We start from the raw sequence: 26,783 nt of genomic DNA on the forward strand, positions 1-26,783 counted from the left end.
GGTTTTTTTTGTGGGAATTTGCTTAAATCATCTCTGACCGCGGATAAATCGGGCTGATCGCGGATAAATCGGGCTGATCGCGGATAAATCGCGCTGATCGCGGATAAATCGCGCTGATCGCGGATAAATCGCGCTGATCGCGGATAAATCGCGCTGATCGCGGATAAATCGCGCTGATCGCGGATAAATCGCGGTGATCGCGGATAAATCGCGGTGATCGCGGATAAATCGTGCTGACCGCGGATAAATCGTGCTGATCGCGGATAAATCGTGCTGATCGCGGATAAATCGGGCTGATCGCGGATAAATCGCGCTGATCGCGGATAAACCGTGGTGATCGCGGATAAACCGTGGTGATCGCGGATAAACCGTGGTGATCGCGGATAAACCGTGGTGATCGCGGATAAATCGAGGTGATCGCGGATAAATCGAGGTGATCGCGGATAAATCGAGGTGATCGCGGATAAACCGTGGTGATCGCGGATAAACCGTGCTGATCGCGGATAAATCGCGGTGATCGCGGATAAATCGAGGTGATCGCGGATAAATCGAGGTGATCGCGGATAAATCGAGGTGATCGCGGATAAACCGTGGTGATCGCGGATAAACCGTGGTGATCGCGGATAAACCGTGGTGATCGCGGATAAACCGTGGTGATCGCGGATAAATCGAGGTGATCGCGGATAAATCGCGGTGATCGCGGATAAATCGAGGTGATCGCGGATAAATCGCGGTGATCGCGGATAAATCGAGGTGATCGCGGATAAATCGCGGTGATCGCGGATAAATCGAGGTGATCGCGGATAAACCGTGGTGATCGCGGATAAATCGTGGTGATCGCGGTTATAGACAAAATTTTTCTTACTAGCGAAACTGCACTTGAATGAAATTGATCGCTCGAAAAGACATATTTTGATTGTTTATGATTGTTATTGGTTGTTTTTTAGCGGAGCCTGTCATACACTATGTTCATAGAACGCTTTCATTCATCTCATACTTATTCGTGCAGAGGGGGGACAACATGCTAACGCCGGAACGTCATGCGCGTATTCTAGAACTTTTGCAAGCAAACGAAGTCGTTCGTTTGCAACAATTTGTCGATGCTACTACATCTTCTGAATCGACTATTCGCCGTGATCTCGCACAATTAGAGGAAGAACGCAAGCTCAAACGTGTACACGGAGGTGCTGCGCTACTCAAGGGCAAGCGCGATGAACAAACAGTAGCTCAAAAATCAACCAAAAACCTTCAAGAAAAACGTAAAATCGCGCAACTGGCCGCTCAATCGGTACAGCCTGGTGATTGTTTATATTTAGACGCGGGAACGACGACTTACGAAATGATTCCATTTTTAACAGTAGAGGATTTGGTCGTTGTGACAAATGGGATCTCGCTTGTGAATACACTTCTCGAGCAAGGAGTGCAGACGTATTTGCTCGGAGGAGCTGTTAAACCGAATACACATGCACTAATCGGCAGAGGTGCCCTAACTAGTATGCAGTCGTATCGCTTTGACAAAGCATTTTTAGGGACAAACGGGATTCACCTGCAGCATGGCTGTACGACTCCAGACCCCGAAGAAGCCATGATAAAAGAGCAGGCGATTGCACTTGCTGGAGAGGCTTACGTACTCGCAGACCCTTCTAAGTTTCATGAAGTCTCATTTGCCCGTTTTGCTTCATTAGAGGAAGTTCGCATCATCACGTGTGAAGAAAAAGAAATAGATTTGTCCAGTTTCCAACAACATTCCAAACTAGAGGTTGTGACATCATGATTGTAACGGTAACGTGTAATCCTTCTGTCGACTATGTGATGCGCATGGAAGACGTAACCCTCGGGGGACTGAACCGAGCAAAAGAAATCTACGCTTATCCAGGAGGCAAAGGGATTAACGTCGCACGCGTGTGTACGACGCTCGGTGCCAAAACGAAAGCATTAGGGTTCGTTGGAGGCTTTACTGGGGCATACATTCGCGATTGGGTAAAGAAAGAGGGCATTCAAGAAGAGTTTCTTGGTGTTGAGGAAATGACGCGGATCAATGTCAAAGTGAAGCACATGGAAGAAACGGAATTGAACGGTACGAGTGGAACGATTCCAGAAGAAACAGTGGCCAATTTACAAAAGCAGCTAGCTGAAGTTTCAGCTGAAGATATAGTCGTGTTTGCCGGGAGCTTACCGGACGATATGAAAGAAAAAGGCTATAAGCGGTTTGTTAAACAAGTGGCTACCAAGAAAGCAAAGTGGGTACTCGACACGAACGGTCCTGAATTGATTGAGTTATTACCTTATCAACCATTGCTAATTAAGCCAAATCACCATGAACTGGCGGAGGCCTTCGGAGTTGACATTGCTAGCATAGACGAAGCAATACCTTATGCAAAAGAGCTTGTAGACAAAGGAGCTCAGCACGTCATTGTGTCATTTGCAGGACAAGGAGCACTTTGTGTGACAGAAGACAAAATTTTGCGGGCAACCGCTCCTAAAGGGACTGTGAAAAATTCAGTTGGAGCTGGGGATTCGCTAGTGGCTGGATTTTTGACGGCGTACCAACGCGGTGATTCCCTTAAAGAAGCATTTCGACAAGGCGTTGCAGCAGGCAGTGCGACAGCGTTCTCTAATGGATTTTGTACGAAAGAGCACGTAGCACAATTAAAAAGAGAAATTGTACTTACTTGAGGAGGGGAAACTTTTGAATATTACGGATTTGTTAGCAAAAGAATGTATGATTCTCGATGTCCAAGCACAGTCAAAAGAAGCTGTACTTGAAGAGATGGCGACGAAGCTAGAGAAGACAGGACGCCTCAATGATCGAAAGCAATTCTTGGAGGCCATTCATGCAAGAGAAAGCCAAAGCACGACAGGTGTAGGTGACGGCATTGCGATTCCGCATGCCAAAACGGCTGCTGTAAAAACGCCAACGATTGTTTTTGCTAGATCTAAGCATGGAATAGACTACGATTCACTAGATGGTCAGCCTGCCCACTTATTCTTTATGATCGCAGCCACAGATGGTGCAAATGACGATCATTTAGCCGCTTTGTCATCATTGTCTTCCTATTTAATGGATGGGGAAAACCGCCGGAAGTTAATGGAAGCGGATACAAAATCTGAAGTGACAGCAATCTTTTCTATGTCAAAGGAATCTGATGAAGATACATCTAAAACAGAAGGGCTCGTCCTAGCTGTAACTGCTTGTCCAACAGGCATCGCGCACACGTACATGGCGGCAGATGCCCTCAAAGCGAAAGCAAAGGAATTAGGGATTGGCGTGAAAGTCGAAACAAATGGTTCTGACGGTGTGAGAAATGAGTTAACCGAAGAAGACATCGCACAAGCATCTGCTATCATCGTTGCTGCGGATAAACAAGTGGACATGGCACGCTTCCACGGTCGAAAGGTTATTGAGGTCCCTGTGGCAAAAGCAATTCGTGAGCCAGAGCAGTTATTAACAAAGGCTGCAAAAGGAGACGCACCAGTTTACAGCTCTGGAGATTTGCAAGGGGACGTAGCGACTCACAAGTCAAAAGAAAAGAGGGGTCGTGTCGGCTTTTACAAGCATTTGATGAATGGGGTTTCCAATATGCTTCCTTTTGTAGTTGGAGGCGGACTCCTTATTGCGATCTCATTTATTTGGGGAATTAACTCAGCTAATCCTGACTCTGCTGAATACAACGAATTTGCAGCCCTTTTAAATTCTATTGGTGGTGAGTATGCGCTCGGGCTCATGGTCGTCGTTCTTTCCGGATTCATCGCCCAAAGTATTGCAGACAGACCCGGACTCGCACCTGGGATGGTCGGTGGATTAATGGCGGCCACTGGGGGTGCAGGATTTCTCGGTGGAATTATTTCTGGTTTTCTTGCTGGTTACCTCATTGTCTTTCTAAAGTACGCTTTCCGTTCTTTGCCAAAGGTATTGGAGGGTCTCAAACCAGTGTTGCTATACCCGTTTTTTGGCATTCTTTTAACAGGTCTTATCATGTCGCTATTAGTAGGCCCATTGAGTAGCATAACATCAGGCTTAGAAAACTTCTTAAGTGGTCTAGGGACAGGAAACTTGATTCTTCTAGGTGTTATCTTAGGTGCGATGATGGCATTTGACATGGGTGGCCCGCTAAACAAGACAGCCTTCGCCTTCGGTATTGCGCTCATTGATGCCGGAAACTATGCACCCCACGCAGCGGTTATGGCTGGAGGAATGGTGCCACCAATTGGACTTGCGTTAGCAACGACACTCTTTAAAAGTAAATTCACTTCACAAGAAAGAAAAGCCGGAGTCACTGCCTATTTCTTAGGAGCCTCGTTTATTACGGAAGGTGCGATTCCATTCGCAGTGGCGGACCCAGGTCGTGTGATTCCGTCTATCGTTACTGGATCTGCTGTAGCGGGTGGGCTCGCTATGGCCTTTGGTAACGGTTTACAAGCACCACATGGAGGGCTATTTGTGATCCCGTTTGTGCAAGGGAATCCGTTACTGTATATTCTTGCTATTTTGATCGGCTCGCTAGTCACGGCTATCATGGTAGGTCTTTTGAAGAAAAAAGTTCCTCAATAACGTGTTAAGAAGCTCTAGGTTTGACCCGGAGCTTCTTATTTTTTGGCTCTTTTCGTATCCTTTGTTGTTTTATTCAACAGTTATCCCATGATGCGACGTAATGAAGAAACTGCTAGAATACGCTGCGGAAATACACTTCGCTTTCCGCGGGCTCGAGCTGAACCTCCTCGTTCGCAAAGTACGCTCTCTGCGGGGTCTCACCATCTTCGCTTTCCCGCAGGAGTCTACGTGTATTTCCTCCGCTGGTTTTATACATCGCATGAAGTAGATACTGAGTGCATTTCAAAAGTGCACATACATTTCCTTGTTTAGTACTGAACTCACCACTTAATAAGGGAATTTTGTAAACCACTATCTGTTCGTTGATTGGAGCGGAGGCCCACAGGACGTGGCGCCTTTAGCCTTTCTTCCTTGTCCTGCGGGATCAGCCGGACAGGTGAGACGTGTCTAGCTGCAGCGGTCTGCTCCCGTCTGAAAATAACCTTCATCTTTTGAGGCAAAAAACGCCTCTAAAGCCAAAGAACATCTTTCAGAGGGAGCAAAACGGACCGCTTCCGCATTTCATTTCGCAAGAGCGCAGCGATGAGGAGGCTCACCGCCCGCCCCGCGGAAAGCGTCCGCCTGCAGCGGAAATCAACATAGCAGTACGTCACATCATATAGCTACTGTGTAATGAGATTTCATTAATAAAGCAACAATCTTTTAGAAAACAGCCTATTTTTTGTGCGTGTGACTGCGCCAACAATTGTTGGTTAGAAGCGTTCATGCTGATTAGATGCCGGGCCCATAAACGAAAAAACACTGGAGCTTTCTATAAGACCGCCCGTATACTAGTGGTAGGGAGGTGTGAGAATGGAAATAGTGGGAGTCATCATTGTTAGTTATTTACTCGGATCCATTTCCTTTGCCCTACTTATTGGAAGGGTTTTCTATGGGGTCGATCTTCGTGAGCATGGAAGCAAAAATCTTGGGGCCACGAACGCGGTATCTTGTCTTGGGTGGAAGGCAGGGGTTGCAGTCCTACTAGGGGATGCTGGGAAAGGGGTGGCCGCTGTATGGATCGCTACAATCTCCGATACGGGGATTTCGCCATTGCTCGCTGGAATGATTGCTGTAGTAGGTCACTGTTTTCCAGTTTTCGCACGATTTAAAGGGGGAAAGGCGGTCGCGACAACAGCGGGAGTACTTATTTTAGTAGCACCATTCAAGCTAGTGCTCGGACTACTTATTTTCTTCGGATTAATATGGGTGACAAAGTATGTTGTAATTGGCTCACTCGGCGGTGTGTTGTCATTAGTTGTGTTCTCATTTTATCCTTATCAACTTGAACATGTGCTCACGTTCGCAGCACTGTTCCTCGTCATGATTTACTTGCACCGTTCAAACTTACGTAATTTAATCAATAAACAAGAGCCGACCATTTACGACGGAAAACGGATTGCCTCATAACGAAAAGGAGCGACTCGCAATAGAGCGCTCCTTTTTGCCTTAGGACGCGGGTACAAGGCGTGCGACCGCGTTTTAGTGTGGTTCCTTTTAGTGCATCATTTGTCTTTGTTGCTGTGCCTGAACAGGGGTGGCGGCAGCTGAAATATTCACACCAGTCGAGGGTGCATAAGCCTTTAACAACGTATTCATATCTTGATCGGCAAGCTGTGGCACCTGATAGTATTGGTTTTTGTTTTGGTATAGAAAGATTTCGTACGCCATCTCCACAAAGTTTGGAATGCTATCCGCCATCACGCGACGCAATACTGGGTTGGTTACCTCTAGACTTGTCATGCTCAACATGGAAACAGTAGCTTTCACTGTTGCCAGCATATTAGAAGAGATACACATATCTGTGACTTCGTTTAAGTTTTGAACCGGTTTTTTTGGCTGTGATGGCTGAATTCCATACACCACATCGTGCGAATCCTTCATGTTGTACACATGGAACTGGGTAGAAGGTTTTTGTCCAGTAGAATACGCACCCACTGCCCGGTTGTATTGATCGGTTAAATAATTGTATTGGCGATCAAGTATATCCATTAAAACTGGATCTTTGACGTACGGACGAGACATCATATATTGATCCAATACCGTAATAAGCCCCGTAATTGCCTCCTGCCCATCAAACACTTCATGACCTCCATGGTTTTGCTGGGGACCACGTTGATCTGATGTCTGAAACTGACCAGTTGGAATAGCACTGTTAACAGTTTGTTGCTGTGGTTGTTGTCCGATTGGCTGTTGGGTTTGTTGCGTGTTCATTTTCGGCTGCTGATTCACCGTATTTCCTTGAGACATCTTTTGTAAAATGTTCAATGTAATAACCCCCTCAGACAAATGGTAGGTAATGAACTACCCAACAAATAGTGTGGGGGAGTGGAGAAATTCCATACGTGCAGAACACTGGGGATAGTGGTAGAACATGTCTTCCATCTGGGACCTTTTGGGAATCGAGGTATTCGTGGGAAAACATGATGATTTCGTTGTAAGAGCCATTTCGTAAATGAAGAGGTGGTCTCGAGCCACCTCCTTTTAATCCGTTCATCATCTTTTTTGCGAATTTGTGGTAACGAGGGTACAATAGGTACTGGAAATAGACAAGGATACATAGCATCTAGGAGGAATATTAAATGAAACTAGGTTTAATTGGGCTTGGTAAAATGGGGTATAACCTTGCTTTAAATATGCACGATTCAGGTCATGACGTCATCGCGACAGATTTGAATAAAGAAGCCGTAGAGAATATCTCAAAAGAAGGCGTATCAGTAGCGCGGGATACAGCATCGTTACTAGCAGAGCTACCTTCACCTAAAGTAGTTTGGTTGATGGTGCCAGCAGGAGACATAACGGAAAAGGTCATCGCAGAAGTAGCAGGCCATATGTCAGAAGGAGACATCCTCATTGACGGTGGAAACTCCAATTTTAACGATACACTTCGTCGCGGCAAAGAGCTGAAAGAAAAAGGCATTTACTTTGTCGACTGTGGGACGAGCGGCGGAACAGACGGAGCGCGCGAAGGTGTTTGTGCGATGATCGGTGCTGAGGATGAGTCGTGGAAGCACATCGAAGGACTTTTCCAAGATATCGCGATTGAAAACGGCTACCTCCATACAGGCAAGCCGGGTAGTGGACATTTCTTAAAAATGGTGCACAACGGTATTGAATACGGCATGATGCAAGCGATCGCAGAAGGATACGAGCTTCTTGAGAAAAGCGAATTCGACTACGACTACAAAGAAGTATCGCGCGTTTGGAACAACGGCTCAGTCATTCGCTCTTGGCTTATCGAATTAATGGAGAACGCGTTTAGCAAAGACGCGAAGCTTGACAGTATCCGTGGTGTCATGAATTCATCCGGTGAAGGACAATGGACGGTCGAAACCGCACTAGACTTAAAAGTTGCTGCCCCTGTTATCGCGATGAGTCAATTCATGCGCTACCGCTCACTAGAGAACGATACGTTTAGCGGCAAAGTAGTTGCGGCACTGCGTAATGAGTTCGGTGGACATGCTGTCGTATCTAGTGACGATAAATAAGACAAAAAACTGACTCCGTAATGGGGTCAGTTTTTTGTCTATGGGGGAGATGCGCAGACTCTAGGGGAGATGCGCAGACTCTAGGGGAGATGCGCAGACTCTAGGGGAAATGCGCAGACTCTAGGGGAAATGCGCAGACTCTAGGGGAGATACGCAGACTCTAGGGGAAATGCGCAGACTCTAGGGGAGATGCGCAGACTCTAGGGGAAATGCGCAGACTCTAGGGGAAATGCGCAGACTCTAGGGGAAATGCGCAGACTCTAGGGGAGATACGCAGACTCTAGAGGAGATACGCAGACTCTAGGGGAGATACGCAGACTCTAGAGGAGATACGCAGACTCTAGAAGAGATACATATGGTGGTATTTTATGGAAGTTTCTTTTTTGATTTAGCCCATTCATGATATCCTTAATGCTATACAAGGAGGGAAATTCATGCGTTTACTCGGAGTCCAAATGGATAAGGAAACACGCTGCAAGCATTATCATGCGGAGATCGACCGGATTGCAATTCGCTTTCCTTGCTGTAATACGTACTATCCTTGTTACGAATGTCACGAAGAGCTCGCGGATCATCCAGCGACGCCGATTCTAAAAGAAGAGTGGGATCTCCCAGGGATACTTTGCGGGAGCTGTCTTCATACGTTGACCGTGCATGAATATATGGCATGTGACTCGAAGTGTCCGTCGTGCCAGGCTGCTTTTAACCCCGGTTGCAAGTTACATGCTCCTATTTATTTTGAAACGGAGAGGGCTTGATCACTTAGATCGAGTCTTTTTTGCTAGCGGATGTGGCTTTTTGAAGAAGAATTTTGTAAGATGATGGCACGAGGAGGGGTATTATGCAGTACGATCAGCTTCATACCTTGTCAGACGAGGAACGGGCGGAGCTTCTGACAAAAACGCTTGTGAGTCAACAAAGCTATAACGGGACAGAGGGAGAACGTGCAAAGGCACAATGGTTGTATGATTTCTTACAGTCCGTTCCGTATTTTCGACAGCATCCTGATCAACTTTGGCTGCAAGACATTCGCGAAGACCCGTTCTTCCGACAAAATGTATGGGTCTACGTTCCGGCCACAAGTCCTACAAAGAAAACGGTCCTGTTTCATGCCCATATAGACACGGTAGGAACAGAGGACTACGGAGCTATCCAACAAATTGCACATCAACCTGACAAACTGTTACCGTACTTCCAGGAAAAAATACCTGAGGGTGAAATACGGACAGAAGCTCTTTCCGGGGACTGGCTATTTGGCAGAGGCTCACTAGACATGCAAAGTGGAATCGCAGTGCACTTAGTTAACTTGCTTCATTATATAGAACTAGAAGAGCGTCCTTGTAATTTGCTGTGGCTGTTCAATCCTGATGAAGAAGCAGAGCACGCGGGGATTAAGGCGGCCGGAGAAGAACTTTTACGTTTGCAAGAAGGCTTTGGATTGGACTACTCGCTTGCCGTGAATGATGATTTCATTACTTCTTTGTACGAGGGAGACACATCCAAAATCATTTACACGGGTACAGCAGGAAAAGTGTTTCCTTCCTTTTTTATTGCGGGAAGAGAGGCTCACGTTGGCGATGCTTTTACAGCGATTGATCCAACGATGATTTCTTCGTGGTTAAATGTGAAACTAAATATGCACCCCGATCATCAAGAGGAAGTAGACGGAGAGTATGTAATTCCACCTACTGTTTTATTTCAACGAGATACGAAAGAACAATACAATGTGCAAACCCCCTTATCTGCCGGGATTTCTTTGAATGTGTTTTTGTATGAACAACAAATCGGGCGAGTTGTAGAGCATTTGAAGCGAGTAGCGATCGAGGTTGTGGCAGATGTAGAGCAAACGTTAAGGAGTCGATACCGTGCCGATTGCGATAAAAAGGGATTCCCAGCGAGGGATTTGTCGTGGAAACTGAAGGTGCAGACGTACGAGGAATTTGAACGTGAGTTAACGTCACGAGGAGTTCCTGTTCAGCAAATTATTGAAGACGTTTTGCAATCCAAAACCCCAGAAGAAGATTCGCGTAAAGTGAGCTTCAGAATCGTTCAAACGTTGCAGCATCATGACCCGAATACAGAACCGAGGGTCGTGCTCTATTTTGCGCCACCGTATTTGCCGAATCATGAAATACATGATGAAAGTACACTGGAAGCTATCGGACGCGCGTTAGACACCTTTGGTAGCGAGGAAATATTTAAAGTGAAACGGTTCTTCCCATTCCTTTCTGACAGTAGCTTTTTAGCCTTTCATGGAAATGAAGAGGATGTGGAACGGTTAACAAAGAACTTTCCTGCTATGGATACGTTATTTCCCCTTCCGATCAAAGCGATGTCAGCGCTCGCGATTCCGAGTATCAACGTTGGTGTTTACGGGAAGGACGGTCATAAGTGGACGGAGCGAGTGTATAAGCCGTACTCGTTTGGGGTAGTTCCAAAATTGATAAGACATATTGTGAGTCGTGTGGTGAAATAAGATTCAATTTGAAGAGGAGTGAGAAGAAAGTTTTCTCGCCCCTCTTTTTTGTTGGTGTGGTTCATGAAGGTGTCAAGAGTTGATCTCATTCAGTTGGAAATCCAATATGTTTAGCTATAGGGCAAACAAAAGTGAAATGATTGTTTTTAAATGTTCAGAAAACAATTGACAGAAAAACAAATATTCGTTACGTTATATATAACATCATTTCGTCAATCGGTTCATAAGTGTTATGTAAGGTTTTTTTTATTCCGTTTTACTGCAAACGCTTACAAATAAGGAGAGGTGAAGAGATGCAAATAGATCCTCAAGAACTATACGGGCGTACAGAGCGAGAAAGAGATCAGTTACAGAAGCTAAAAGAAACGGTGAACAGAGTCAGTGAGCGGGTGCCTTTTTATCGAGAGAAGCTCCAGCAGCAGAACGTTAGGATGACATCGCTTCAAGATGTGCGGAACCTTCCGTTTACGATTAAACAAGATTTACGCGATTCCTATCCGTTCGGCATGTTTGCAGTTGGGCGAGAAGAAGTGGCACGTATTCATGCATCTAGTGGTACGAGTGGGAAATCGACTGTTGTCGGGTACACGAAACAGGATTTATCCCACTGGGGGCAAATGGTGAGTCGTGCGATTAGATTAGCCGGTGGAAAAACAGGTGATCTTCTACATAATGCATACGGCTACGGACTGTTCACAGGCGGGTTAGGCTTGCATGCGGGTGGGGAAGCTCTCGGAGTCACGGTAGTTCCGGCCTCCGGTGGGCAAACTGACAGACAAATTCAGCTCATACAAGATTTCGGACCGACGATTTTGTGCAGTACGCCGTCTTACGCTTTGCACTTAGGAGAACGGATGAAGCAGCTTGGACTTGCACCAGAGAATAGTAGTTTGCAGATTGGTATTTTTGGTGCGGAACCTTGGACAGAAGAGATGCGAGCCTATTTAGAAGAACTGTTTGGTATAAAGGCTTGTGATATTTATGGTTTAAGTGAGGTGGTAGGACCTGGAGTAGCAATGGAATGCCATGAAGCTCAAAACGGTCTACACATCGCAGAAGATCACTTTTTAGTAGAGGTGATTGATCCGCTTACTTTAGAGCCAGTTCCAGAAGGTGAGGAAGGGGAGCTTGTGTTCACGAGTTTAACAAAAGAAGCCTTTCCGATACTTCGTTACCGTACCGGGGATATTGCTTCGGTCACGAGAGAGCCTTGCCAGTGCGGACGTACGACGGCTCGAATGTCCCGTGTTAAAGGGCGGATAGACGACATGCTCGTTATTCGTGGGGTCAATGTGTATCCATCTGAAATCGAGCACCAGCTCTTACAAGTGGACGGTATCGAGCCTCATTACCAAGTGAAGTTAACGACAAAAGATACGATGACGTATTGCACTTTGTTTGTGGAGCGTAGTAGGGAAAGGGAAAACATCAATTCGGTTTGGTTGCAGGAAGTCATTAAAGAACGGATGAAAACTTTTTGTCTCATCACAATGGATGTAGAGGTAGTTGAGCCGTTTACGTTGCCGAGATCGCTTGGGAAAGCCAGTCGTATTGTAGACGAAAGAAAGGTCACAAAAGTAAATCAAACATAGAATGTAACAATATTCAATTAACTCGTATAAAAAGTGTTAGTAAAGGAGAGATTCGCATGGATACAACTGTTTCTGCCCTTTCCTATGAAGAAAAGCAGTCGCGATTTATGGAACGAATCGAGGCGGGAGAGAAAATTGAAGCGGGTGACTGGATGCCAGATGAGTATCGAAAGGCGCTCATTAAGCTCATTTCAATGCATGGAATTAGCGAGATTATGGGCGCGCTCCCTGAAAAGGAGTGGGTACCAAAAGCGCCCACACTTAGAAGGAAGCTAGGAATTATGGCCAAGGTTCAAGACGAGATGGGGCACGGTCAATTGCTATTAAGAGTAGTAGAGGATTTAATGCAACCACTCGAAAAAGGGCGTCAAGATCTCATTGAGGATTTACTAAATGGAGATTTGAAGTTTCATAACGTTTTCCATATGCCTTCTCCTACTTGGGGTGATGCAGGGTTAATTGGCTGGCTTGTGGATGGTGCCGCCATTATTACGCAAACAAACATGTTGAAATCCTCCTATGGTCCATATGCCCGCGCTTTGCAGCGAATTTGTGCGGAAGAGGTGTTTCATGCACAGCACGGGGAGGCGATTATTTTAGCTCTTGCGGAAGGCACGCCAGATCAAAAGGCGATGATTCAAGACGCTATTGACCGGTGGTGGCCATCACTACTCATGTTTTTCGGTCCGGCATCCGCCACTACAACTGGCTCTTCTAAACAGGACGTTACGATTAAGTACAAAATCCGTACGAAAACGAATGAGCAACTGCGTCAAGACTTCTTTGATAAGTATATTCCGAGAATGCTCGCACTCGGACTGAGGCTACCAGACGATACGATGCATTATGACAAAGAAGTAAAAAAGTGGATCTATCAAGACCCAGACTGGAGCGATTTCAAAAAAATCATCCGGAATGAAGGACCGAAGTCACAGGAACGCTTACAGCTTCGACGAAATGCATACGAGGATCACCGTTGGGTTCGCGAAGCTTTAGCCGGGGCTGCTGCCGATTAAGGAGGACTGTGAATGAGCACTGAGAAGGATTTTTACCAAGTGTACGAGGTGTTTAGTAAGCGCACGTACAAAGCTGATCTTCAATATCAATTCAGTTTACTCGCTCCGAATGAGGAAATGGCTTTTGCAATGGCTCAGGAAAACTTCATGCGTCGTGAGCCAGTCGTAGACATTTGGGTGGTTAAGCGCGAGAACGTGAGAAAGCTACAAGAAGACGAGCGGGATAGTTTACAACGACTCGATAATAAAGACTATCGTACAGCAAAGGGTTACGGCTACTTGAAAAAGAAGTGGCGTGAATACGAGCAAGGTATGTTAGATGAAAAAGAGATTCTGTCTTGGGGGGATGACAAATGAGCCAAGTGTTTGAAACAGCAGAAGCAGCGCTGGAGAGCCCCTCTTATACAGAAGCATTACATGAGCTCTTATTTCGCCTGGCAGATGACGATTTCTTACTCGCTTACCGAGGATCAGAATGGCTCGGATTGGCACCGCACATTGAGGAAGATGTTGCCTTTTCCTCGATTAGTCAGGACACGATGGGGCACGCAGCGATGTACTATGAATTACTGGAAGAACTTCGGGCAGGAAGAGCTGATGACCTTGCCCACCTTCGTCCTGCGTCAGAGAGGAAGAATAGTTGTTTAGTAGAGCTTGCAAATGGCACGGGGACGTACTTAGAAAATCCTCATTATGACTGGGCGTTTGCGGTCGTACGTCACTTTTTCTACGACCTGTACAAAATGGAACTTTGCAAGGTATTACAGAAAACGAGCTACACTCCGCTTCAGCAAGTAGCTAGAAAAGTAGCTTCAGAGCAAGTATTCCATCTTATGCACTGGCGTGTGTGGTTTCGTCCGCTAATGAAGGCTGATGGAGAGGCGAAAACAAGAATGACTGCAGCACTTCAACGCTTTTGGAGTTACTCTGATGAATTAGTATCGTATGGTTCGCAAGAGGTTGAACTTGTAACGCACGGGCTCCTACCAGCGCAAGAAGAGTTTAAAAGGAGAGTGTTGGCTGTTTGGGAAAGCGAGTTAACAGCGGTCCCACAAGTGAGCTTAGAAGAAGTTCAAAAGGTTACTTTAGACGGCAGAAGGGGGCAGCACACCGAAGATTTGGAGAGTGCTCTATGTACGCTTCGAAGTGTATATGAAACCGACCCACAAACCGTTTGGTAGAGATAAAGGAGAAAGGAGTGGGAACCTTGGACGAGCAAATTTGGGAAACCCTTTCTCACGTAGCAGACCCAGAAATGAAAGAAGTCAGTGTAGTTGATCTCGGTATGATCGAAAAAGTGGACGTTCAGGGGTCGCGAGTGGTCGTTTGCGCGCTACCGACCTTCATGGGGTGTCCAGCACTCGAGATTATTGAAAGAGACATTACAAAAGCCATCTCTTCCTTAACAGGAGTAGACGCGGTATCTGTGAAATTTTTGCGCGATCCTGCTTGGACAACAAATAGAATTACAGACAAAGGTAGAGAAGCGTTAAAACGAATGGGTATCGCGCCACCGCCAGTTTTTGAAGAAGAAGCTGGCATGTGGCAAGTGAATTGCCCGTACTGTGAGTCACCATTTACTACGATGGAGAATCTATTCGGACCGACAGCCTGCCGCAGTATTTTGTATTGTAAGGCGTGTCGGAATCCATTTGAAGCGATGAAACCTGTCTCAACTTTGTAAAGAAGTTGAGGTAGATTCCATAGAATTATAGAGAGTGTTTGAGGCTGTGTTAAAAGTCATTGTTGATTTTATAACTGGAGCAAAAATCCACAGGCAAGTTTAACAGAGCCAATTAAAAAAGGAGGCTATGCCCATGTTTAAGATGGTTGCATTGTTCAAAAAACCAAGTGATGTAGAGAAATTTGATGAGTATTACTACGGAACCCATTTGCCGATCACGAAAAAGATTCCAGGTTTGCAAGAAGTACGCGTGACGAAAATTTCTGGTAGTCCTATGGGTGAAAGTCCTTTCTATTTAATGTGTGAAATGCTGTATGAAACAAAAGAGGACTTTAAAACAGCTAGTCGTACAGAGGAATCAAAAGCATCTGCGAAAGATGTGATGAGCTTTGCCGGTGATTTAGTGACGTTCTATTTCGGAGAGGAAACGAATGTCTAAAGATGTTTTGGAAACAGCTTTCAAAACGATAGAAGTAGCTCGTGAGGATCGGATCGGGATTGTCACACTGAATCGTCCGAACCAGTTGAATGCCATCTCTCGGGGCATGATTAGAGAAATTGTAACGGCATTTGAGGCGTTCGACGAAGATCCTTCTGTTCGCATCATCCTCTTGAAAGGGAACGGTAGAGCATTTGCAGCAGGCGCTGATATTCACGAGATGGCGAACGAAGGGGCTGTTGATTTTGAATTAAAAAATCAGTTTGCCGATTGGGATCGACTCTTAGCTGTGAAAACACCAGTAGTGGCAGCCGTACACGGGTTTGTGCTTGGAGGCGGTTTTGAACTAGCACTAACGGCAGATATGATTGTTGCTGCAGAGAGTACCCAATTTGGCTTTCCTGAAGTGAAATTGGGTGTGATGCCGGGTGCAGGTGGAACACAGCGTATCACAAAACAGTTGGGACGCTCCAAGGCTTTTCGTTGGTTATGGACTGGGGATTCCTTCTCAGCAACACAAGCTGAACGGGACGGACTCATTTCGGTCGTTGTCCCTGATGAATTAGTTGTAGAAGAAGCATTTACTTGGGCTAATCGTTTGGCTGGAGGTGCCCCGATTGCGCTCCGCCTCATTAAAGAGGCAGTGAATGCAGGAGTAGACCTCTCGATTGCAGAAGGAATGTTTGCAGAGAGAAAGAACTTTTCGCTTCTATTTGCAACAGAAGATCAAAAAGAGGGTATGCGTGCGTTCCAAGAAAAGCGTTCTCCTCGATTTCAAGGGAGGTAACTGAATGTCAACGGCTACATATGAAACAATTGTCACATCAGTTGAGCAAGGTGTTCTGACCATTACGATGAACAGACCTGATCAGTTAAATGCTTGTACCACTCAAATGCTACAAGAGCTAACGAATGCATTTCGTTCCGCTCAAAAAAATGACGAGGTACGTGCTGTCGTACTAACAGGAGCGGGACGTGCGTTTTCAGCAGGGCAAGACTTACAAGACGTGAAAGACGGAGTGGACTACGGTGAGCATTTGCAAACGACGTACAATCCGCTCGTCAAAGCTGTTACTTCATTAGAAAAGCCAGTCGTTGCAGCTGTAAACGGTGTTGCGGCAGGAGCCGGGGCAAGTTTGGCATTTGCGTGTGACTTTCGAATTGCACACGAATCGGCGAGCTTTTTACAGGCATTTGTTCATATTGGGCTCGTTCCAGATTCGGGAGCTACTTATTTCTTACCTCGACTTGTTGGGACAGCCAAAGCGCTTGAGCTCGCAGTGTTAGGTAACAAGGTCAAAGCCGATGAGGCAGCACAGCTTGGGCTCGTCACCGAAGTCGTTTCAAAAGAAGACTTCGAGAAGCGAGTGTTAGAGTTCGCCACTCATTTAGCACAGCTTCCGACGAAAGCAGTTGGCTGGATGAAAAAGGCGATGCACGGTTCGTTTGATAGAACATTAGAGGAATCTCTCGATCAAGAGGCATTCGGACAAACGATTGCCGGCAGAACGATGGATCATCAAGAAGGAGTGCAAGCATTCCTAGAGAAACGAACACCGAACTTTACTGGAAAATAATGTGAGGAGGATTTTTTTATGACAACCGCACAAAAGAAAACATTTGAGGTTCTACCTGTTAAACGAGATCACTACGCCATGATCATCGGTGGTGAGCGACTGGAAGGAACGAACGTAGCGACAACATACAATCCAGCGACAGGTAATCCAGTGGCGACGTATGCAAAAGCAACAAAGGAAGAAGCTGAACTTGCTATTCAAGCGGCGCGAAAGGCTTTTGACTTTGGGAAGTGGAAGAAGTTCCCGGTCGGAAAGCGTGCTCGTACGCTGAACAAAATAGCGGGTATTATGAGAAGTCGTTTTCAGGAGCTTGTTGAGCTGGAGGTCTTAGATAGTGGGAAAACCGTTTCTGCTGCTCAAGGTCAAGTGATGCAAGCGATTGAAGACTTTGAATTTTATGCAGGAGCAATTATTAGCCATCGTGGGCACGTAAACAACATTCCAGGTCCGTTTACGAACACGACACAGAAAGAGCCGGTGGGCGTATGTGCACAAATTATTCCTTGGAATTATCCGATGATGATGGCGGCATGGAAAGTTGCACCAGCCTTAGCAGCAGGGTGTTCTATCGTGTTAAAGCCAGCGTCCCCTACACCTTTGACCGCAATTGTGCTAACTGAAATTTGCCATGAAGCTGGTGTTCCAGAAGGAGTAGTGAATATCGTACCAGGGTCGGGTTCAGAGGTTGGAAACTACTTAGTAGAGCATAAGCAAGTAGACAAAGTGGCATTTACTGGCTCTACGCCAATCGGAAAAGACATTATGGCACGTGCTTCAGATACATTGAAACGAGTGACGTTAGAACTCGGTGGAAAGTCTCCAAGTTTGATCTTTGACGACGCAGATCTTGATGCAGCTGTATACGGATCGCTCTGGGGCATTTTTTACAATACAGGTCAATCGTGCGAGGCTCGTTCGCGTATTTACGTACAACGCGGCATCTATGACGAGTTCCTAGAAAAATTTGTTGCGAAAACAAAGAAACTCACTCTTGGGGACACGATGGAAGCTGGCACACACATCGGCGCTATTATTGATGAAAAACAACTGCAAGTGATTGATGGATTTGTGCAAAGTGCCAAGGAGCAAGGTGCGACTATCTTAACGGGTGGCAAACGTGCACAGGTGCATGGATTTGAAAGTGGTACTTGGTATGAACCAACAATCATTACAGACGTAACGCAGGACATGGATGTCGTACAACAGGAAATCTTCGGTCCAGTCGTTGTCGTCATGCCATTTGATGATGAAAAAGAAGCAATCCGACTGGCAAATGATACGGTATACGGTTTGGGCTCCGCTGTCTGGACAACTAACCATGGCCGGGCAAATCGTGTAGCAAGCGCAATTCAAGCAGGTATTGTGATGGTGAACTCACCACTTTCTGCATTCCCAGGTACTCCGTTTGGTGGATACAAACAATCTGGATTTGGTAGAGAGTTGTGTGTTGAAACACTTGATCTGTATACAGAGACGAAGAGTATTGTCAGCTACATTGGAGAAAAGCCGTTGAACTTGTTTGGGATAGAGTAAAATGATGGGCAGCATGCAAGTGTTTGCTGCCCTCTTTTTTCAATGAAGGAGGGACCTCTTTTGAAGAAGATGACTGTGATCGGTGGGGGTGTCATGGGAACAGGAATAGCCTATACAGCCGCCATGTGTGGCTTTTCCGTCTCCCTTGTCGAACCTTTTCCACAAGCTCGCGCAAAAACAGCGCAAACGATAGAGCAATACATACAAAAGGGAAGAAAAAAAGGGAAGCTCTCTGAAGAAGAAGCAGAGCGAGTCAAGGCTTCACTGCACATCGTAGCTTCTCTTCAAGAGTCTGATGCAAACTGCGACGTAGTGATCGAAGCAGTCCCAGAGCAACTCGACTTAAAGAAGAAAATTTTCGAGGAAATAGATGCTTATGTTAGTGAGCATACTTTGCTCGCAACGAATACGTCGACGATGAGCCCAACTGAAATTGGCGCATTTACAAAAAGACCTCATCAAGTCATTGCTATGCATTTTTTCAACCCGGTTCCGAGCATGCCGCTTATTGAAATAATTAAAGGGCTCGAAACGTCAGATGCAACAGTTGAAAAGGCAAAAATGGTGGCAGAAATGATGAAAAAAGAAACGGTCGTCGTCAACGAGTTCCCGGGATTCATCACAAGTCGTATTTCTGCTTTAGTTGGCAATGAGGCATTTCGTATGTTGCAAGAAGGTGTTGGGACTCCAGAAGAAATTGATAAAGCGATCAAATTTGGTCTCCATTATCCGATGGGACCGTTTGAACTCGGAGATCTTGTCGGATTGGACACGCGCTTGAACAACCTACGCTACTTACATGAAACACTCGGAGAAACGTACAGACCGGCACCCCTTCTTGTGAAATATGTAAAGGCAGGAAGACTCGGTAGAAAAGCTGGCAAAGGTGTTTACTCTTACGATGAGGAAGGTAAGCGGCTATGAGGGAGGTTGTCATTGTAGACGCTGTCCGCAGTCCAATTGGGCGTTATGGTGGTGCGCTTCGATCCATCAGACCAGATGATCTTGCGGCTCAAGTCCTTCAGCAATTGCTTAAAAGAAATCCAAATCTTCCCCAGCAACAAATTGAACAAGTCATACTTGGTTGTGCAAACCAGGCAGGAGAGGATAATCGAAACGTGGCGCGAATGGCGACGCTACTAGCCGGGCTCCCAGTAACTGTGGCAGCGACAACGATTAATCGATTATGCGGCTCCGGGATGGACGCGGTTCAGTATGCGGCCCGTACGATTTTAGCTGGTGAGGAAGAAGTCATCATTGCAGGTGGGGTTGAGAGTATGACACGCGCCCCTTTTGTCATGGCGAAGTCTGAGCACGCGTTTGCCCGCGGGAATCAAGCGTTGTATGACACGACGATCGGCTGGCGATTCACAAATCCTACTTTGGAATCGAAATACGGAGCCCATTCTATGCCTGAAACAGCAGAAAACGTTGCAATGGAATACGGCATTTCACGCGCTGAGCAAGATGAGTTTGCTTACGAGAGTCAACAGCGCACTTCCCTTGCTATGAAAGAGGGGCGCTTTAATGAAGAAATTGTACCCATTTCTGTTCCACAACGAAAGGGAGAAACCGTCAAAGTGACCGTAGATGAACACCCAAGACCAGAGACGACGGTAGAAAAATTACAAAAGCTGCGACCATTATTTGATGGTGGTACGGTGACCGCCGGAAACGCGTCAGGTGTTAATGATGGGGCGTCCGTTCTCCTACTCATGTCTCGGGAGAAAGCAGAAGCCTACGGACTGCAACCGTTAGTCACCTATCGTATGGGGGCAGCTGCTGGGGTTGAGCCACGCATCATGGGGATTGGGCCCATTGAAGCGACAAAAAAATGCTGCGAACGAGCAGGAGTCTCCTTGCAGGATGTGGAACGAATAGAGTTGAATGAAGCCTTTGCATCGCAGTCAATTGCTTGTATACGTTCATTAGGGCTAGATTCTAGCAGAGTAAACGTAAATGGTGGCGCGATTGCACTAGGTCATCCATTAGGGGCTAGTGGTGCTCGCATATTGACAACGCTGCTGTATGAAATGAAGCGATCTCATAGTCGGTATGGGCTTGCGACGATGTGTATTGGCGTTGGGCAAGGGATTGCAACGTTAGTTGAACGTGAAGAGCAAGGGAGAGAGTAATTTATGTCATCGATTTTAGTCAACAAACAAGACGGGGTTGCGTGGGTAACCATAAACCGCCCTGAGCAAATGAACTGTTTTCAATATGAAACGTTATGTACGTTAGAAGAAGAAGTAAATAGTCTCGCCGCAGATGCTTCGGTGCATGTTGTTTGTTTTACCGGTGCTGGAGATAAAGCGTTTAGCACGGGCGCTGATTTAAAGGAGCGACGTACGTTGACTGAGGATCAAGTACGTCGAAATGTGCGCACCATTTCTCGCGTATTCCAACGTGTGGCTGAGCTTCCGCAAGTGACGATTGCGATGGTGAATGGGTATGCTTTTGGTGGTGGATTTGAACTCATGTTGGCATGCGATTTCCGCTTTGCAGCAGAAGAAGCGACGATGGGTTTGACGGAAGTAGGCTGGGGGATCATTCCTGGGGCAGGTGGAACGCAGCGGTTACCAAGATTGATTGGAGAAGCAAAAGCGAAGGAACTTATCTTTACGGCGAAGCGTATGGAAGCACAGGAAGCAAAGCAGTTAGGCATTGTAGAACACGTGTGCAAAAGAGCGCAACTTTGCGAAGAAACAGAGGCTTTTGTTGAGCGATTACTTCAGCAGGCACCGGTAGCGCTCAAACAAGCGAAGCACGCCATCCAGGAAGGCCTCAATAGTGATTTACGAACAGGCTTAGCGATCGAACAGAAAGCGTATGAAGTGACCATCCCTACTAAAGATCGCATTGAGGCTTTAGATGCATTCCGGGAAAAAAGGAAACCAGCTTTCAAAGGATGTTAAACTAGTTGTAACTATAGATAAGAAGGAAGTTTGTAAATGGAACAAACAGTGAACACGCGCTCAATGATTTTTACGTTGTATGGAGACTACATTCGCCATTACGGTAGCGAAATATGGATCGGAAGTTTGATTCGCCTTTTAAAAGAATTTGGACACCATGAACAGTCTGTGCGGGTATCTATTTCGCGCATGATGAAGCAAGGCTGGGTTCAAGTGCGGAAGGAAGGGAACAGAAGCTATTATTCGTTAACAGAACGTGGCGTAGAGCGAATTGACGAAGCTGCTCATCGTATTTTTAAGTTTAAACCGGATGAGTGGGATGGAAAATGGCGGATGCTTATATATACGATCCCAGAAGAAAAAAGAAACCTTCGCGACGAGCTCCGCAAAGAACTTGTTTGGAGTGGGTTTGGCACGATAACGAACAGTTGTTGGGTGTCCCCGAATGATTTAACGAGGCAAGTGTTTGCCTTAATGGACGCTTACGATATACGTCCTTATGTTCATTATTTTGAAACTGAATACAAAGGGCCAGCAAAAAGTGAAGAGCTCGTGCACACTGGTTGGGACATTGAAGCAATCAATGAGAAATACGATAAATTCATTCAAAAATATAGCAAAAAGTATGTGCTCGATAAATCAGATATCCAAAGCGGGAAGAAGTCTGACGCTGTCTGTTTTGTTGAGCGAACAAATTTAGTGCATGAATATCGAAAGTTTTTGTTCTCCGACCCAGGACTACCTGAAGAGCTTTTGCCAGAAAAATGGCTTGGAACGCATGCAGCCACGTTATTTGCTGATTATTACAGATTGTTAGCAAAACCGGCAAGTCGCTTTTTTGAATCCGTGTTCGTAGAGGACGATCAAGTACTCGAACGTCGAGCTAACTATGACGTTATGCACCACCCGCTCATGACGGACTGACTTTCGGTGACCGTAGCTGGACACGATGGAGGTTTTCTGATGAAAGACTTACTACAAAAGTTAGGAATTTCTATACCCATACTTCAAGGAGGTATGGGCAATATTAGCCACGCCGAATTGACAGCAGCAGTCTCCAATGCTGGAGGTTTAGGAACGTTAGGTGTCGGTACACTTCCTATTGAAGAAGTTCGCTCTCGTGTAAAAAAAACAAAATCCCTGACGAGTTGCCCGTTTGCCCTTAATATTCCTTTGTCTGTTCATCCTGATCCAAAAGGATGCTTGAAAATAGCTGTTGAAGAGGGCGTCCGAGCTGTCGTTTGTTCTGCTGGGAACCCAGCACCATACGTGGAGAAGTTGCATGCTAATGGCATCACAGTGCTTGCTGTTGTAGGTTCTCTTTACCATGCACAAAAGGCTGAACAGGCTGGTGTAGATGCGGTCATTGTAGAAGGAGTAGAGGCAGCTGGTATTAACGCAACTGATGAATTGACTACGCTTGTATTGGCCCAGCAAGTTCTCGAACATGTACATATTCCCGTAGTCGTTGCGGGTGGAATTGGTACTGGTCGGGCGCTTGCTGCTATGCTTGCCCTTGGAGCTTCCGGAGTGCAAATCGGTACGCGCCTCATTGTCACGAAAGACGCTAAGGTTTCTTCCTCATACAAGGAGGCAGTGTGTGCTGCAGACCAACGCTCTACTACTATAATAGGAAGATCTGTCGGTCAGGTGCGGCGTGTGTTGCAAGGAGAATACGTAGGTAAATTACTGGATCGTGAAAAAGAGAACATGACGATGGAATATTGGAAGGCACTCACAGACGAGCGCTATCACATTGAAGGGGCCATGAATGGAAACACAAAAGAAGGATTTCAAAACGGGGGGCAAATCTCCGCTCTTATTCGTGATGAACCGACTGTCAACGAATTATTCACACAATGGATGGAAGAAGCAGAACGATGTTTGAGCAGCGCACAGAAGTCATTTATTGAATGAAGAAAGAAAAGTCCGATAAAATTTGTTTGACTTTTCTGAATGGTCACATGTAACATGACGGTATATTCACGGTGAGGTAATTTTTGTTAGATATACTAATGAAAGCGATTACAAAACCAAGGGGGATTCGAGATGAAAAAGAAGCAATTGTTACTACCTTTTGTTATGGCTACGACGGTATTGTTGGCGGCATGTGGGAGTAATGCGACCTCTGAGCCAACAGAGGACGACAACTCTAATTCCACAACAGAGGAAACCTATGCAATTGGAATGTCGCAAATTGTTGAGCACGCCTCGTTAGATGATGCTAGAACGGGGTTTCAAGATGCATTAGCTGACAATGGTCTCGTTGAAGGGAAAAATGTTACATACGACTACCAAAACGCCCAAAATGATCCTTCGACAAATACGACAATTGCTCAGAACCTCGTTTCAGCAAGTCCAGATCTCATCTTTGCGAATTCAACTCCGAGTGCTCAAGCATTATTAAGCGCTACTTCAGAGATACCGATTATCTTTACTTCCGTGACAGACCCTGTGGGCTCACAACTCGTACCATCTTTAGATGAACCTGATGCCAACATTACGGGGACGATGGACGCACACCCAGACGCAATTCCAAACACACTTTCCTTTATTAAAGACGAGCTTGGTGGCACAAACATTGGTTTACTCTACAATGCCGGGGAACAAAACTCGGTTGCTCAAGTTAATAATGTGGAAACCATTATGGAAGAGCTTGGACTCACTGCAGTTAAGGCGACGGTATCTAGCTCTGCTGACGTAAAGCAAGCAGCGGAATCGCTCGTAGGACAAATTGATGCTTTTTACATTGTGACAGATAACACGGTCGTGTCTGCGATTGAAACAGTAGTAGATGTAGCCAACACAGCAGACATTCCGCTCCTCACAGCAGAGCTCGATTCTATCGGTCGTGGGGCATTCGCTGCATATGGATTTAATTATTACGACATCGGATACGAAGCTGGACAAATAGCTGCTGAGATCCTCTTAGAGGGAAAACAGCCGTCTGATTTTCCTGTTCAATATCCACAAAATTTAAAACTCGTCATCAATAAAACAGCAGCAGAGGAAATGGGGGTTGAACTAAAGGATAGTTGGGACGACATCGCGGAGTACGTAGAGTAATAGGGGAACTTACAAGTAGGGGGCGGTTTTTGTGTTTGCCAGTTTATTTGGCTCGGTGGAACTCGGTTTAATTTACGGATTAATGGCACTCGGGGTGTATCTTTCTTTCCGGGTGCTAGATTTTCCGGACCTCACAGTTGATGGAAGTTTCGTGACAGGGGCTGCAGTTGCAGCAACGATGATTACGATAGGGTACTCCCCTTTGTTGGCTACTATTGTGTCGATTTTTGCCGGCTTCTTTGCAGGGTGTTTAACAGGGCTGTTACATACAAAGGGAAAAATTAACTCGTTATTAGCGGGTATTTTAATGATGATTGCCCTGTATTCTATTAACTTAAGAATTATGGGAGCGACATTACCAGATACGGTAGGGAGACCGAATATACCCCTACTAAATACAGAAACTCTTTTTACACCGATTGAAAGAGTGGCTGAGGGGATGTCGACTATACTAAATGGTTGGGTCTCTTCTCTCGGTCTTGGGGAAAGTAATTCAACGTGGGGAATTTTTTTTACGATGCTTCTTATTGTGTGCATAGTGAAGCTTCTTGTTGATGTATTTTTGAAGACAGAAGTAGGTCTTGCGCTTCGAGCAACAGGGGATAACGAGCGGATGATTCGCAGTTTATCCGCCAATACCGATCTGCTGAAAATTGTAGGTTTAGGTTTGTCTAATGCGCTTGTGGCTTTCTCTGGGGCACTTGTTGCTCAATACTCTAGCTTTGCAGATATCGGGATGGGTGTCGGGATGATTATTATCGGGCTGGCGTCAGTTATTATTGGAGAAGCACTTTTTGGAACTAAGTCGATTGTACGCACGACTTTTGCCGTTATTGGAGGGGCGATCATTTATCGGAGTGTTATTGGTTTAGCGCTTCGTTACAACGTTTTAGATGCAGCTGACACGAAACTAATCACAGCTGGATTGGTTATCGTCGCGCTCATTGCTCCTGGAATGATTGACAAGCGGAGGCAGAAGAGGCGAAAACAGCGTTATTATGCACAAAGAGAGGAGGAGCAGACTGTTGTTACAACTCCAGCAAATCAACGTCACTTTTCATGAAGGAACGCCAAATGAAAAAATTGCCCTACGCGACATTCATCTCACGTTACAACCAGGGGATTTCGTCACGATAATCGGAAGCAACGGGGCAGGAAAATCTACGTTGATGAATGTCGTTTCTGGTGTGCTCAGCCCAGATACAGGAAGCATTTTGTTAAATGGAATAGATATGACGAACTTGACTGAGCAAAAAAGAGCCCGTTCGATTGGCAGAGTATTTCAAGATCCTTTGGCGGGGACTGCGCCACATATGACGATTGAAGAAAATCTTGTGATGGGGCTTGGGCGAAGTGTGAAACGATCATTAAAGCCTGGTGTTACAAAGAGGAGGCAGAACCAGTTTCGTGAAGTGCTCGCATCACTTTCCCTCGGTTTAGAGGATCGATTATCAGCCAAAGTAGGCATGCTTTCTGGGGGTGAACGCCAAGCGCTATCCTTGCTAATGGCCACATTTACGAATCCGTCCCTCTTGCTTCTCGATGAGCACACGGCTGCTTTGGATCCGGCTAGAGCCCAGTTAATCACAGAACTTACGAAAGAAATAGTGCAATCTACTAAATTGACAACGATGATGGTAACTCATAATATGCAGCAAGCGATCGACCTAGGAAATCGACTCATCATGATGGACAAAGGGCAAATTATTTTCCATGCAGATGAGGAAGAGAAGAAGAAATTAACTGTCTCTGATTTGTTGGAAGCGTTCCGTTCTATTCGTGGCGAAGCGTTGTCCTCAGATCGAACGATGTTATCGAGTGTAAGCAGGTGATCTAAAGTCCCTGCTTTCGACTGTTTTCTGTATGTAAAGTTTTGAATCTTCTTTCGTCTCGTTGACCATTAATATAACATCATGTTAATATAACGTTATATAATTGTTATAAATGTTTGTGAGTTTAGGAGGAAATGAGATGAAGGCAGGTTGTGTTGTTGGATACAGTGAGGAGCTACACATCACCGTATCGGAGGATCATTATCCAGTGTTCTCTTCCAAGGTGATTCATCCAGTCTACTCAACAGCCTCACTTGTTTCTGACATGGAGTGGGTTTCACGAAAATGTATTTTACCTTTTTTAGAAGAGCATGAGGAAGGCATGGGTGGAGCCGTAACCGTTCGCCATGTCGCGCCTTGCACTAAGGGTACGATCGTAACACTGGAGGCCGTCGTAACAGAGGTTACACCACAAAAAGTGGTCACTTTAGTAGAAGCCTCAACAAAGAATGAGCTCATTGGAAAAGGTACAGTCACACAACTAATCGTTTCTAAAGAAAAAATTCAGCAACTGCTTCAGCAAGCAACATTAAGAAGATAAACTTTTAAAGTTGGAAATGAAAGCGTTTTCTAA

27 protein-coding genes are annotated in these 26,783 nt (G+C 45.8%); 25 read left to right on the forward strand and 2 right to left on the reverse strand.

The window, feature by feature from the left end:
- Nucleotides 1-22 precede the first annotated feature (22 nt).
- Nucleotides 23-853: a hypothetical protein gene (locus HHK01_RS04240; protein WP_170006555.1), complete on the reverse strand. Its 831-nt coding sequence runs from the start codon at nt 851-853 to the stop codon at nt 23-25.
- A 168-nt stretch (nt 854-1,021) separates the two neighbouring features.
- On the opposite strand from HHK01_RS04240, the gene HHK01_RS04245 reads away from it, so the two are divergent.
- The 4 genes from HHK01_RS04245 to plsY all read left to right on the forward strand — a co-directional run bounded on the left by HHK01_RS04245 (nt 1,022) and on the right by plsY (nt 6,001).
- Nucleotides 1,022-1,774, forward strand: coding sequence for a DeoR/GlpR family DNA-binding transcription regulator (locus HHK01_RS04245; protein ID WP_170006556.1), 753 nt, complete (start codon nt 1,022-1,024; stop codon nt 1,772-1,774).
- On the forward strand, nt 1,771-2,676 hold the full coding sequence (gene pfkB, locus HHK01_RS04250) for a 1-phosphofructokinase (RefSeq protein WP_170006557.1): 906 nt from the start codon (nt 1,771-1,773) through the stop codon (nt 2,674-2,676). Before HHK01_RS04245 ends, pfkB begins: the two co-directional genes overlap by 4 nt.
- A gap of 13 nt (nt 2,677-2,689) precedes the next feature.
- On the forward strand, nt 2,690-4,552 hold the full coding sequence (locus tag HHK01_RS04255) for a PTS fructose transporter subunit IIABC (RefSeq protein WP_170006558.1): 1,863 nt from the start codon (nt 2,690-2,692) through the stop codon (nt 4,550-4,552).
- An 852-nt stretch (nt 4,553-5,404) separates the two neighbouring features.
- Nucleotides 5,405-6,001 (forward strand): glycerol-3-phosphate 1-O-acyltransferase PlsY, encoded by a 597-nt coding sequence (gene plsY / locus HHK01_RS04260; protein WP_170006559.1) that lies wholly within the window; start codon nt 5,405-5,407, stop codon nt 5,999-6,001.
- A gap of 87 nt (nt 6,002-6,088) precedes the next feature.
- On the opposite strand, the gene HHK01_RS04265 is transcribed toward plsY, so the two are convergent.
- Nucleotides 6,089-6,805 carry a spore coat protein gene (locus tag HHK01_RS04265; RefSeq protein WP_170008651.1) on the reverse strand — a complete coding sequence of 239 codons (717 nt, stop codon included), beginning with the start codon at nt 6,803-6,805 and terminating at the stop codon, nt 6,089-6,091.
- A gap of 368 nt (nt 6,806-7,173) precedes the next feature.
- Here HHK01_RS04265 and gnd point away from each other — a divergent pair, with 368 nt between their 5' ends.
- The 21 genes from gnd to HHK01_RS04370 all read left to right on the forward strand — a co-directional run bounded on the left by gnd (nt 7,174) and on the right by HHK01_RS04370 (nt 26,750).
- Nucleotides 7,174-8,079: a phosphogluconate dehydrogenase (NAD(+)-dependent, decarboxylating) gene (gene gnd, locus HHK01_RS04270; protein WP_170006560.1), complete on the forward strand. Its 906-nt coding sequence runs from the start codon at nt 7,174-7,176 to the stop codon at nt 8,077-8,079.
- Nucleotides 8,080-8,513: 434 nt separating this feature from the next.
- Entirely contained in the window at nt 8,514-8,837 is a 324-nt protein-coding gene (locus HHK01_RS04275; protein ID WP_170006561.1) for a CHY zinc finger protein, read from the forward strand.
- Between the two features lie 83 nt (nt 8,838-8,920).
- Entirely contained in the window at nt 8,921-10,555 is a 1,635-nt protein-coding gene (locus HHK01_RS04280) for a M20/M25/M40 family metallo-hydrolase (RefSeq protein ID WP_170006562.1), read from the forward strand.
- A 293-nt stretch (nt 10,556-10,848) separates the two neighbouring features.
- Nucleotides 10,849-12,147 (forward strand): phenylacetate--CoA ligase family protein, encoded by a 1,299-nt coding sequence (locus HHK01_RS04285; RefSeq protein ID WP_170006563.1) that lies wholly within the window; start codon nt 10,849-10,851, stop codon nt 12,145-12,147.
- A 56-nt stretch (nt 12,148-12,203) separates the two neighbouring features.
- On the forward strand, nt 12,204-13,163 hold the full coding sequence (paaA, locus tag HHK01_RS04290; RefSeq protein WP_170006564.1) for a 1,2-phenylacetyl-CoA epoxidase subunit PaaA: 960 nt from the start codon (nt 12,204-12,206) through the stop codon (nt 13,161-13,163).
- Nucleotides 13,164-13,175: 12 nt separating this feature from the next.
- Nucleotides 13,176-13,520 carry a 1,2-phenylacetyl-CoA epoxidase subunit PaaB gene (paaB, locus tag HHK01_RS04295; protein WP_170006565.1) on the forward strand — a complete coding sequence of 115 codons (345 nt, stop codon included), beginning with the start codon at nt 13,176-13,178 and terminating at the stop codon, nt 13,518-13,520.
- Nucleotides 13,517-14,344, forward strand: coding sequence for a 1,2-phenylacetyl-CoA epoxidase subunit PaaC (gene paaC, locus HHK01_RS04300; RefSeq protein ID WP_170006566.1), 828 nt, complete (start codon nt 13,517-13,519; stop codon nt 14,342-14,344). The genes paaB and paaC overlap by 4 nt, the downstream gene beginning before the upstream one ends.
- A gap of 26 nt (nt 14,345-14,370) precedes the next feature.
- Nucleotides 14,371-14,847: a 1,2-phenylacetyl-CoA epoxidase subunit PaaD gene (gene paaD / locus HHK01_RS04305; RefSeq protein ID WP_228027654.1), complete on the forward strand. Its 477-nt coding sequence runs from the start codon at nt 14,371-14,373 to the stop codon at nt 14,845-14,847.
- A gap of 133 nt (nt 14,848-14,980) precedes the next feature.
- The gene (locus HHK01_RS04310) at nt 14,981-15,286 is read left to right on the forward strand and encodes an EthD family reductase (RefSeq protein WP_170006567.1); all 306 of its coding nucleotides are present in this window, start codon (nt 14,981-14,983) and stop codon (nt 15,284-15,286) included.
- Entirely contained in the window at nt 15,279-16,073 is a 795-nt protein-coding gene (locus HHK01_RS04315; protein ID WP_170006568.1) for an enoyl-CoA hydratase/isomerase family protein, read from the forward strand. The genes HHK01_RS04310 and HHK01_RS04315 overlap by 8 nt, the downstream gene beginning before the upstream one ends.
- A gap of 4 nt (nt 16,074-16,077) precedes the next feature.
- The gene (locus tag HHK01_RS04320) at nt 16,078-16,863 is read left to right on the forward strand and encodes an enoyl-CoA hydratase-related protein (protein WP_170006569.1); all 786 of its coding nucleotides are present in this window, start codon (nt 16,078-16,080) and stop codon (nt 16,861-16,863) included.
- 18 nt (nt 16,864-16,881) lie between these two features.
- Complete coding sequence (locus HHK01_RS04325) at nt 16,882-18,396, forward strand: aldehyde dehydrogenase family protein (RefSeq protein ID WP_170006570.1); 1,515 nt, start codon at nt 16,882-16,884, stop codon at nt 18,394-18,396.
- Nucleotides 18,397-18,456: 60 nt separating this feature from the next.
- Nucleotides 18,457-19,320: a 3-hydroxyacyl-CoA dehydrogenase gene (locus HHK01_RS04330; RefSeq protein WP_170006571.1), complete on the forward strand. Its 864-nt coding sequence runs from the start codon at nt 18,457-18,459 to the stop codon at nt 19,318-19,320.
- Nucleotides 19,317-20,531 (forward strand): 3-oxoadipyl-CoA thiolase, encoded by a 1,215-nt coding sequence (locus HHK01_RS04335; RefSeq protein ID WP_170006572.1) that lies wholly within the window; start codon nt 19,317-19,319, stop codon nt 20,529-20,531. The genes HHK01_RS04330 and HHK01_RS04335 overlap by 4 nt, the downstream gene beginning before the upstream one ends.
- 3 nt (nt 20,532-20,534) lie before the next feature.
- A complete protein-coding gene (locus HHK01_RS04340; protein ID WP_170006573.1) occupies nt 20,535-21,311 on the forward strand; it encodes an enoyl-CoA hydratase-related protein in 777 nt (258 codons plus the stop codon).
- A 48-nt stretch (nt 21,312-21,359) separates the two neighbouring features.
- Nucleotides 21,360-22,235 (forward strand): phenylacetic acid degradation operon negative regulatory protein PaaX, encoded by an 876-nt coding sequence (gene paaX, locus HHK01_RS04345; protein WP_170008653.1) that lies wholly within the window; start codon nt 21,360-21,362, stop codon nt 22,233-22,235.
- 39 nt (nt 22,236-22,274) lie between these two features.
- The gene (locus HHK01_RS04350; RefSeq protein ID WP_170006574.1) at nt 22,275-23,228 is read left to right on the forward strand and encodes an NAD(P)H-dependent flavin oxidoreductase; all 954 of its coding nucleotides are present in this window, start codon (nt 22,275-22,277) and stop codon (nt 23,226-23,228) included.
- 132 nt (nt 23,229-23,360) lie between these two features.
- Entirely contained in the window at nt 23,361-24,377 is a 1,017-nt protein-coding gene (locus tag HHK01_RS04355; RefSeq protein ID WP_170006575.1) for an ABC transporter substrate-binding protein, read from the forward strand.
- A 31-nt stretch (nt 24,378-24,408) separates the two neighbouring features.
- On the forward strand, nt 24,409-25,440 hold the full coding sequence (locus tag HHK01_RS04360; protein ID WP_170006576.1) for an ABC transporter permease: 1,032 nt from the start codon (nt 24,409-24,411) through the stop codon (nt 25,438-25,440).
- Nucleotides 25,403-26,209, forward strand: coding sequence for an ABC transporter ATP-binding protein (locus tag HHK01_RS04365; RefSeq protein ID WP_170006577.1), 807 nt, complete (start codon nt 25,403-25,405; stop codon nt 26,207-26,209). The genes HHK01_RS04360 and HHK01_RS04365 overlap by 38 nt, the downstream gene beginning before the upstream one ends.
- 139 nt (nt 26,210-26,348) lie before the next feature.
- Nucleotides 26,349-26,750 (forward strand): thioesterase family protein, encoded by a 402-nt coding sequence (locus tag HHK01_RS04370; protein WP_170006578.1) that lies wholly within the window; start codon nt 26,349-26,351, stop codon nt 26,748-26,750.
- The last annotated feature ends 33 nt before the right edge of the window (nt 26,751-26,783 follow it).

The sequence above is a fragment of the Bacillus fonticola genome (genome assembly GCF_012955605.1).
GTDB lineage: Bacteria > Bacillota > Bacilli > Bacillales > JC228 > Bacillus_CG > Bacillus_CG fonticola.